Below are 8,521 nucleotides of genomic sequence, written 5' to 3' on the forward strand. Positions count from 1 at the left end.
TTTCTTTTCCGGAAGCACGCTAACAAAGTTCCATCACAAAACGAGAGGAACTCACACGAAACACCCTAAAACTTTCTTACCATAACCTTCAAACAAAACACTTTAAAAGCTTAAACCACCCTCACGTGCTGCCTCAGCCAAAGCTTTTACTCTACCATGGTAAACATAAGCTCCACGATCAAAAACCACCTCATGAACACCAGCTTTCTTTGCTCGTTCAGCAATTAACTTACCAACAGCAAAAGCTGCTTCTTTATCAGCACCACTTTTCAATGATTTCTTTAAATCATTATCAAGGGTAGATGCCGAAACAAGCGTACACCCACGCAAATCATCGATAATTTGAGCATAGATATTCTGATTTGAACGGTAAACACTAAGCCGTGGACGATCGCTAGAAACCATTTTAATTCTACGACGAACACGCTGAGCACGACGCTGGATAATATCCTTAGATGACGCCATAATACAAAATCCTTACTTCTTTTTACCTTCTTTGCGGAAGATACGCTCATCTGCATGCTTAACACCTTTACCTTTATAAGGCTCAGGTCTACGATATTCACGAATTTCAGCTGCAACTTGTCCAACTTGCTGTTTATCAATTCCAGAAATAACAATTTCTGTAGGCTTAGGAACCGTTACAGTCACACCTGACGGTACTTTATAAACCACATCATGTGAAAAGCCTAGTGATAATTGAACATCCTTACCCTGCAAAGCAGCACGATAACCAACACCATTGATTTCCAATCTCTTTTCAAAACCATCCTTCACGCCACAAAAAATATTCTCAATCATTGAACGAGACATCCCCCATTTAGAACGCGCATCCTTTGATTGATCCCGTGGGGAAACCGATATAACATTATCCTCAAGTGTTACTAAGACTTCATCATTCACGACGTAACTCAGTTCACCTTTCGGACCTTTTGCTTTAACTAGCTGTCCTTCAACAGTTGCGGTAACTCCAGAAGGAATTGAAATGGGCTTTTTTCCAATACGAGACATTGTTCTAACCTACTTTTTTTCTGTTTTCTTGGACATAACTTAGAAAACACGACAAAGGAGCTCTCCACCGACATTCTGCTCACGTGCCTCATGATCGGCCATTACCCCTTTAGGAGTTGATAAAATAGAAATACCAAGACCATTTGCCACTTGAGGAAGTGATTTAGCAGAAACATATACACGACGACCAGGTTTTGAAACACGTGAAATCTCACGAATAGCTGCCAAGCCTTCAAAATATTTTAATTCGATTTCAATTTCAGACTTTCCATCACCTGAGTCGATCTGATTATACCCGCGAATATAGCCTTCCGACTGGAGAACATCGAGAACACGCGCACGAAGTTTGGAAGCAGGCGTAACCACTTTGCCCTTTTTACGACCAAGCGCATTACGAATGCGCGTTAACATATCACCAAGAGGATCCGACATAGACATAGAACAATCTCCTCTTACCAACTAGATTTAACAATGCCGGGAATATGCCCGATAGAACCAAGTTCCCGCAATGCAATCCGCGACATTTTTAATTTACGATAATAAGCTCGCGGACGCCCCGAAACCTCACAGCGATTACGAACACGAACTTTTGCAGAATTACGTGGCAATCCTGCCAATTGAACAGAAGCCTTAAAACGCTCTTCAAGAGAAATCTTCTGATCCATAACAATTGCTTTCAAACGCGCACGACGTGCAGCATAACGCTTTACCATCACCTCACGACGTTTATTTTTCTCAACGGCACTTACTTTGGCCATAATCTTACCTCGCTACATTTGCCGTTACGAACGAAAAGGAAAATTAAAAGCACGCAACAATTCACGTGCCTCATCATCCGTTTTCGCTGTCGTACAAACGATAATATCCATGCCCCAAATTTGATCAACTTTATCATAGTTGATTTCTGGAAACACAATGTGCTCTTTAATACCCATAGCAAAATTACCACGGCCATCAAAGCTTTTTGGGTTTAAACCACGAAAGTCACGAACCCGCGGAAGCGCGATCGTAACAAGACGATCTAAAAACTCAAACATACGATCTTTACGCAATGTGACTTTAGCCCCAAGTGGCATTCCTTCACGAACCTTAAAGGTTGCAATAGAATTACGCGCACGAGTAACAACAGCCTTTTGACCGGTTATGAGCCCTAAATCCTCAGCAGCAAGAGATGGTTTCTTGGAATCAGCAGTAGCCTCACCAATCCCCATATTAATTACAATTTTATCAACCCGCGGAATTTGCATCGCATTTTTGTAATGAAACTTCTCTTGAAGCGCTTTACGAACCACTTCAAAATAATGAGTCTTCATGCGCGGTGTTTGTTTTTCTTCAGCCATTAATCAACTCTCCCGAACGCTTGGCAAAACGAACCTTATTACCATCTGCATTCATACGAAAACCTACACGTGTAGGCTTACCATCCTTAGGATCAGCAATTGCCAAATTAGATAGATGAATCGGAGCTTCTTTAGAAATAATTCCTGCCTCTTGCTTTTGTGTCTGACGTTGGTGACGTTTAATCATATTAACACCACGCACAAAAGCTTTATTGTCCTTAGGATTCACCTTAATGACTTCACCACTACATCCTTTATCCTTACCGGATAAAACAACAACTTTATCACCTTTTCGAATCTTTTGCATAATATTCACTCCTTATAACACTTCAGGAGCGAGCGAGATGATCTTCATATGATTCCTACCACGAAGTTCGCGGGGAACTGGTCCAAAGATACGTGTACCGATCGGCTCTTTTTTATTATCCACTAAAACAGCAGCATTACCATCAAAACGAATAACACTACCGTCTGCGCGACGAATATCCTTAGCAGTGCGAACCACCACAGCTTTCATCACATCACCTTTTTTAACACGGCCACGAGGAATAGCATCCTTGACCGAAACAACAATAATGTCACCGACCGAAGCATATTTCCGCTTTGAACCGCCTAACACCTTGATGCACATGACACGACGAGCACCGGAATTGTCGGCAACGTCGAGGTTTGTTTGCATCTGAATCATGACTGGCCACCTTCTCTTAACATTTATATCCGGTCGTGTTTTTAACACATCCGGATTTGCCTGCCAAATAACGATAAAGTTATTGCCTTAAATCCACCAATGGAAACCAAACCACTGTTAACTTTAAAACAATGAACTCAACTCACTACGCTACATTGCCTTTAACAACAATCCAACGTTTATCTTTCGAAATTGGTCTAGATTCCTGAATCGAAATTTGATCCCCAATCTTAAACTGGTTGTTCTCGTCATGCGCCTTATATTTTTTAGACTGCCGAACGGTCTTTTTAAGAAGTGGATGAGAGTAACGACGCTCCACTTTCACGACCACAGTCTTATCACTTTTGTCACTAACGACAACACCCTGCAAAATGCGTTTAGGCATCTCTAATTTCCTTAAACCTTACTTTCGTTTATCTTCTGACGAAGAAAAGTTTTAACACGCGCAATATCACGGCGAACCTGCCTAACACGTGCAGTCTTTTCCAATTGACCTGTAGCCTTTTGAAAGCGCAAATTAAACTGCTCTTTCTTTAACTTAGCCAATTCATCTTTCATTTGGTCGAGCGTTTGCGCCCGTAGTTCTGTGGCTCTCATCGCTTAACCTCTTTATTCAGCAATACGCTGGATGAAACGCGTCTTTATAGGCAACTTTGCAGCACCAAGTCTCAGTGCTTCACGTGCCACATCTTCAGGAATCCCATCAAGCTCAAACATGATACGCCCCGGCGCAACACGCACAGCCCAATAATCTACACTTCCCTTACCCTTACCCATACGAACTTCTGTAGGCTTAGACGTAACTGGAAGATCCGGAAAAATACGAATCCACACACGACCAGAACGCTTCATATAACGTGTAATCGCACGACGCGCCGCTTCAATTTGGCGCGCAGTAATCCGCTCTGGCTCAACAGCCTTCAGACCGTAAGCACCGAAATTCAAATCCGTACCACCCTTCGAAACACCGTGAATACGGCCCTTGAACTGCTTACGGAACTTTGTGCGCTTTGGCTGCAACATTGCTCTCTACTCCAAATTCTAGTTCAATCACAAAAACTAAGCATTTTCGCGGCGACGATTCGATGAAGAACCAGAGTGATCAGCCTCCGTAGCACGACGCTCCGAAGCCATTGGATCATGCTCAAGAATCTCACCCTTAAAGACCCAAACTTTAACACCACAAATACCATAAGCAGTCTTAGCTTCTGCTGTACCGTAATCAACATCAGAACGCAAGGTATGAAGTGGAACACGCCCCTCACGATACCATTCCATACGAGCAATTTCAGCACCACCAAGACGACCCGAACAATTGATACGAATCCCTTCTGCTCCAAGACGCATAGCTGACTGAACCGCACGTTTCATGGCACGCCGAAAAGCAACACGACGTTCTAACTGCTGAGCAATTGATTGCGCAATAATTGTAGCATCAGTTTCTGGTTTACGAATCTCCACAATATTTAATGAAGTCTCAGCATTTGTCATTTCTGAAAGCTTACGACGAAGCTTTTCGATATCAGCACCTTTTTTACCAATAATGAGACCAGGACGGGCCGAATGAATCGTTACACGACATTTCTTATGGGGACGCTCAATAACAACTTTAGAAATAGCCGCTTGCTTCAACTCTTCCAACACATATAAACGGATTTTTAAATCCTCATGGAGAAGACGACCATATTCACCACTATCAGCATACCAACGGGAATCCCAAGTCCGATTAACTCCAAGACGAAGTCCTATTGGATTGATCTTCTGACCCATTATGCAGCCTCCACTTTTTCGGTAACTTCACGAACAATAATAGTAAGATGCGAAAACGGACGTTCAATCCGACTAGCACGCCCCCGACCGCGAACATGAAAACGCTTCATCACTATCGACTTACCGACATAGGCTTCTGCAACAATGAGCGAATCAATATCAAGATCATGGTTATTTTCTGCATTTGCAATAGCTGATTCAAGAGTTTTTTTCACAGTTCCAGCAATACGTTTACGTGAAAACGTCAAATCAGCAAGTGCCACATTAACTCTCTTACCACGAATCATCGCAGCAACCAAATTAAGTTTTTGCGGACTAACACGAATTGTCCGAGCGACAGCTTTCGCTTCATTTTCTTTAAGCTGGCGCGGAACTTTAGCTTTTCCCATCACCTATTTCCTCTTCGCTTTCTTATCTGCACCATGCCCATAATAAGTCCGGGTGGGAGCGAATTCACCAAACTTATGCCCAACCATCTCTTCAGAAACAGAAACAGGAATATGCTTATTGCCGTTGTAAACACCAAAAGTCAAACCAACAAATTGTGGTAAAATAGTAGAGCGACGACTCCATATTTTAATAACTTCATTGCGTCCACTCGCACGAACCTTCTCTGCTTTTCCAAGAAGATAGCCGTCAACAAACGGACCTTTCCAAACTGAACGAACCACTTCAGACTACCTTTCTCATTTCTTGCGCTGATGACGCGTACGCATAATAAACTTATCGGTGGACTTATTGGAGCGCGTACGCTTACCCTTTGTAGGCTTACCCCAAGGAGACACCGGATGACGCCCCCCTGATGTACGTCCTTCACCACCACCATGCGGATGATCAACGGGGTTCATAGCAACACCACGAACATGTGGACGTTTACCACGCCAACGTGACCGACCTGCCTTGCCATCATTAATATTCCCATGATCGGGATTAGAAACAGCACCAACGGTCGCAAAACAACTGCTAGATACCAAACGCTGCTCTCCAGAATTAAGACGAAGAATAGCCATTCCTTGGTCTCGCCCAACAAGCTGCGCATAAGTTCCTGCCGAACGCGCGATCTGACCACCTTTTCCAGGCTTCATCTCAACATTATGAATAATTGTTCCCACTGGCATATTACCAAGCGGCATAGCATTACCGGGCTTAACATCAACATTCGAACCAGCAATAATAGAATCACCAACACCAAGACGCTGTGGTGCAAGGATATAACTTAATTGTCCATCTTCATAGCGAATAAGTGCAATAAAAGCCGTGCGATTTGGATCATACTCTAAACGCTCAACTTTAGCAGAAATATCGCGTTTAAGACGCTTAAAATCAACAAACCGATAGCTACGCTTATGACCACCACCCTGAAAACGAGCTGTAACACGACCACGGTTATTACGACCACCTTTTGACGATAAACCTTCGGTCAGCGTCTTTACAGCCTTACCCTTATAAAGACAAGAACGATCTACAATAACAAGTTGACGCTGCCCGGGCGTAGTAGGATTAAACTGCTTAAGTGCCATTATCTTTATCTCCGAGCCTCTTTAAAGACCTGTCGAAACGTCGATAGACTGACCAGCAGTCAGTGTCACGATCGCTTTTTTGACATCACTCTGCCGACCAACAATGCCTTTAAAACGCTTCACTTTGCCCTTACGGACTATCGTGTTAACTGCTTTCACTTTTACGTTAAAAAGTGCTTCCACAGCAGCTTTAATTTCAGACTTTGTCGCTTTCGGCGCAACATTAAAAGCAACTTGATTATATTCAGAAATCATAGTCGACTTTTCAGTAATAACTGGACTAACAATTATATCATAATGGCGAAGATCTGTCATTTAAAACGCTCCTCAAGAGCCTCGACAGCTGCTTTTGATAAAACAAGTTTGCTGCGACGCAAAATATCGTAAACATTAATTCCCTGAATTGGTAAAATATCAATATTAGGAATATTAGATGCTGCCCGAGAAAATTGAATATCAATCTCTTTGCCGCCAATTAAAAGGGCATTATCTAACCCAAGCTTGGAAAAACGAGAAATAAGCATCTTGGTTTTAGCATCTTTAACACTCATCTCATCAACAACAATTAAATCTTTTGCTTTTAATTTTGCTGAGAGAGCAAGTCGCAATCCAAGCGCACGAATTTTTTTAGGAAGATCATGCGCATGACTACGAACCACCGGACCATGCGCTTTACCACCACCACGAAACTGCGGCGCACGAGCCGACGAGTGTCGAGCACGTCCAGTTCCTTTTTGTTTAAACATCTTTGCCCCTGTTCGTGACACATCAGAGCGCCCTTGTGCTTGATGTGTCCCCTGTTGGCGACGCGCCAACTGCCAACGAACAACGCGCTGTAAAATATCTTCCCGTGGAACAAGACCAAAAATAGCCTCAGAAACTTTTAACTTACCAGCTTCATCCCCATCAAGGGTTTTCATTACAAGATCCATTATTCGGCTCCCTCAACTTCAGAGGTTTCCACCACCGGAGTAACCATTTCCGTTTTCTCCTTCGCAAGACGACGAATACCAGCAGGCTTTGGCACATTATCAGGAAGAGGTTTCTTTACAGCATCTCGAACCAAAATCCAAGCACCTTTACAGCCAGAAACAGCACCGCGCACTAAAATCAAGCCACGCTCAATATCTGTAGAAACAACCTCTATATTCTGCGTTGTTACACGGACCTGCCCCATATGGCCAGCCATTTTTTTACCTTTAAACACTTTACCAGGATCTTGACACTGTCCTGTTGAACCATGCGCACGATGCGTAATTGAGTTACCATGCGAAGCACGATGCCCACCAAAATTATGACGTTTCATAACACCGGCAAAGCCTTTACCAATACTCGTACCTGTCACATCAACTCTTTGTCCTGGAACAAAATGTTCCACGGTAATTTCAGTGCCGACCTCAAGAAGATTATCGGGGCTCACACGAAATTCTGCTATTTTAGCTTTAGGCTCAACAGAAGCCTTAGCAAAATGCCCACGAAGAGCCCGCGAAGTATTTTTTACCTTGGCAAAGCCTACACCTAATTGAACAGCAGTATAACCATTCTTCTCAATTGTACGCTGAGCCACGACTTGACAATTCTCCAAACGAAGCACCGTTACCGGCACATGTTCACCAGCTTCATTATAAATACGGGTCATGCCCAGCTTCTGTGCTATTACACCTGAACGCATCGGGTCTGTTCCTTCTGTCCTCAAACCTCAGAGCTTAATCTCTACATCCACACCAGCAGAAAGATCGAGCTTCATAAGAGCATCTACTGTTTGCGGTGTTGGATCAACAATATCAAGAAGACGCTTATGTGTACGCATTTCAAATTGCTCACGACTCTTCTTATCGATGTGCGGTCCACGATTGACCGTAAACTTCTCAATCCGCGTTGGAAGCGGAATAGGACCACGGACATTCGCACCAGTACGCTTAGCAGTCGACACAATCTCACGTGTCGATGCATCAAGAATTCTGTGATCAAATGCTTTCAAGCGAATGCGGATATTTTGACTGTTCATGCTCTTTTATTTCCCTGTCACGCAAAACGCCTTTAACAATAAAGGCGTTTTTCAATAACCAATCCTTACTCAATGATCTTAGAAACGATACCGGCACCAACAGTACGACCACCTTCACGAATAGCAAAGCGAAGTTTCTCTTCCATGGCAATAGGCACAATCAATGAAACATCCATCGCAACAT

At 43.3% G+C, this 8,521-nt stretch carries 19 protein-coding genes; all 19 read right to left on the reverse strand.

Annotated elements, in window-relative coordinates; translation table 11 throughout:
- Positions 1 to 102: 102 nt before the first annotated feature.
- Positions 103 to 465 (reverse strand): 50S ribosomal protein L18, encoded by a 363-nt coding sequence (rplR, locus tag PVV64_RS08170; RefSeq protein ID WP_273760558.1) that lies wholly within the window; start codon positions 463 to 465, stop codon positions 103 to 105.
- Between the two features lie 12 nt (positions 466 to 477).
- Positions 478 to 1,011 carry a 50S ribosomal protein L6 gene (gene rplF / locus PVV64_RS08175; RefSeq protein ID WP_273760559.1) on the reverse strand — a complete coding sequence of 178 codons (534 nt, stop codon included), beginning with the start codon at positions 1,009 to 1,011 and terminating at the stop codon, positions 478 to 480.
- Between the two features lie 39 nt (positions 1,012 to 1,050).
- Entirely contained in the window at positions 1,051 to 1,449 is a 399-nt protein-coding gene (rpsH, locus tag PVV64_RS08180) for a 30S ribosomal protein S8 (RefSeq protein WP_273760560.1), read from the reverse strand.
- 14 nt (positions 1,450 to 1,463) lie between these two features.
- Entirely contained in the window at positions 1,464 to 1,769 is a 306-nt protein-coding gene (rpsN, locus tag PVV64_RS08185) for a 30S ribosomal protein S14 (protein WP_273720861.1), read from the reverse strand.
- A gap of 24 nt (positions 1,770 to 1,793) precedes the next feature.
- The gene (rplE, locus tag PVV64_RS08190) at positions 1,794 to 2,351 is read right to left on the reverse strand and encodes a 50S ribosomal protein L5 (protein ID WP_273760561.1); all 558 of its coding nucleotides are present in this window, start codon (positions 2,349 to 2,351) and stop codon (positions 1,794 to 1,796) included.
- A complete protein-coding gene (gene rplX / locus PVV64_RS08195) occupies positions 2,344 to 2,658 on the reverse strand; it encodes a 50S ribosomal protein L24 (protein ID WP_273760562.1) in 315 nt (104 codons plus the stop codon). The genes rplE and rplX overlap by 8 nt, the downstream gene beginning before the upstream one ends.
- Before the next feature lie 12 nt (positions 2,659 to 2,670).
- On the reverse strand, positions 2,671 to 3,039 hold the full coding sequence (gene rplN, locus PVV64_RS08200; RefSeq protein ID WP_004859184.1) for a 50S ribosomal protein L14: 369 nt from the start codon (positions 3,037 to 3,039) through the stop codon (positions 2,671 to 2,673).
- 145 nt (positions 3,040 to 3,184) lie between these two features.
- Positions 3,185 to 3,424 (reverse strand): 30S ribosomal protein S17, encoded by a 240-nt coding sequence (gene rpsQ, locus PVV64_RS08205; RefSeq protein WP_273760563.1) that lies wholly within the window; start codon positions 3,422 to 3,424, stop codon positions 3,185 to 3,187.
- A gap of 11 nt (positions 3,425 to 3,435) precedes the next feature.
- Positions 3,436 to 3,636 (reverse strand): 50S ribosomal protein L29, encoded by a 201-nt coding sequence (gene rpmC / locus PVV64_RS08210; protein WP_010705113.1) that lies wholly within the window; start codon positions 3,634 to 3,636, stop codon positions 3,436 to 3,438.
- Positions 3,637 to 3,648: 12 nt separating this feature from the next.
- Positions 3,649 to 4,062, reverse strand: coding sequence for a 50S ribosomal protein L16 (gene rplP, locus PVV64_RS08215; RefSeq protein WP_273760564.1), 414 nt, complete (start codon positions 4,060 to 4,062; stop codon positions 3,649 to 3,651).
- A 36-nt stretch (positions 4,063 to 4,098) separates the two neighbouring features.
- The gene (rpsC, locus tag PVV64_RS08220) at positions 4,099 to 4,809 is read right to left on the reverse strand and encodes a 30S ribosomal protein S3 (RefSeq protein ID WP_208441847.1); all 711 of its coding nucleotides are present in this window, start codon (positions 4,807 to 4,809) and stop codon (positions 4,099 to 4,101) included.
- Positions 4,809 to 5,198 (reverse strand): 50S ribosomal protein L22, encoded by a 390-nt coding sequence (gene rplV, locus PVV64_RS08225; protein ID WP_273760565.1) that lies wholly within the window; start codon positions 5,196 to 5,198, stop codon positions 4,809 to 4,811. The genes rpsC and rplV overlap by 1 nt, the downstream gene beginning before the upstream one ends.
- A gap of 3 nt (positions 5,199 to 5,201) precedes the next feature.
- On the reverse strand, positions 5,202 to 5,480 hold the full coding sequence (rpsS, locus tag PVV64_RS08230; protein ID WP_004855734.1) for a 30S ribosomal protein S19: 279 nt from the start codon (positions 5,478 to 5,480) through the stop codon (positions 5,202 to 5,204).
- A gap of 15 nt (positions 5,481 to 5,495) precedes the next feature.
- Positions 5,496 to 6,329 carry a 50S ribosomal protein L2 gene (rplB, locus tag PVV64_RS08235; RefSeq protein WP_273760566.1) on the reverse strand — a complete coding sequence of 278 codons (834 nt, stop codon included), beginning with the start codon at positions 6,327 to 6,329 and terminating at the stop codon, positions 5,496 to 5,498.
- Between the two features lie 21 nt (positions 6,330 to 6,350).
- Entirely contained in the window at positions 6,351 to 6,644 is a 294-nt protein-coding gene (locus PVV64_RS08240; RefSeq protein WP_273760567.1) for a 50S ribosomal protein L23, read from the reverse strand.
- Entirely contained in the window at positions 6,641 to 7,261 is a 621-nt protein-coding gene (rplD, locus tag PVV64_RS08245) for a 50S ribosomal protein L4 (RefSeq protein WP_273760568.1), read from the reverse strand. The genes PVV64_RS08240 and rplD overlap by 4 nt, the downstream gene beginning before the upstream one ends.
- Complete coding sequence (gene rplC, locus PVV64_RS08250; protein ID WP_273760569.1) at positions 7,261 to 8,001, reverse strand: 50S ribosomal protein L3; 741 nt, start codon at positions 7,999 to 8,001, stop codon at positions 7,261 to 7,263. Before rplC ends, rplD begins: the two co-directional genes overlap by 1 nt.
- A 27-nt stretch (positions 8,002 to 8,028) precedes the next feature.
- On the reverse strand, positions 8,029 to 8,337 hold the full coding sequence (gene rpsJ, locus PVV64_RS08255) for a 30S ribosomal protein S10 (protein WP_004855744.1): 309 nt from the start codon (positions 8,335 to 8,337) through the stop codon (positions 8,029 to 8,031).
- Positions 8,338 to 8,402: 65 nt separating this feature from the next.
- On the reverse strand, positions 8,403 to 8,521 hold a 119-nt coding region (locus PVV64_RS08260), incomplete at its 5' end, for an elongation factor Tu (protein ID WP_208436598.1).

The sequence above is a fragment of the Bartonella sp. ML70XJBT.G genome (assembly GCF_028618575.1).
Lineage (GTDB): Bacteria > Pseudomonadota > Alphaproteobacteria > Rhizobiales > Rhizobiaceae > Bartonella.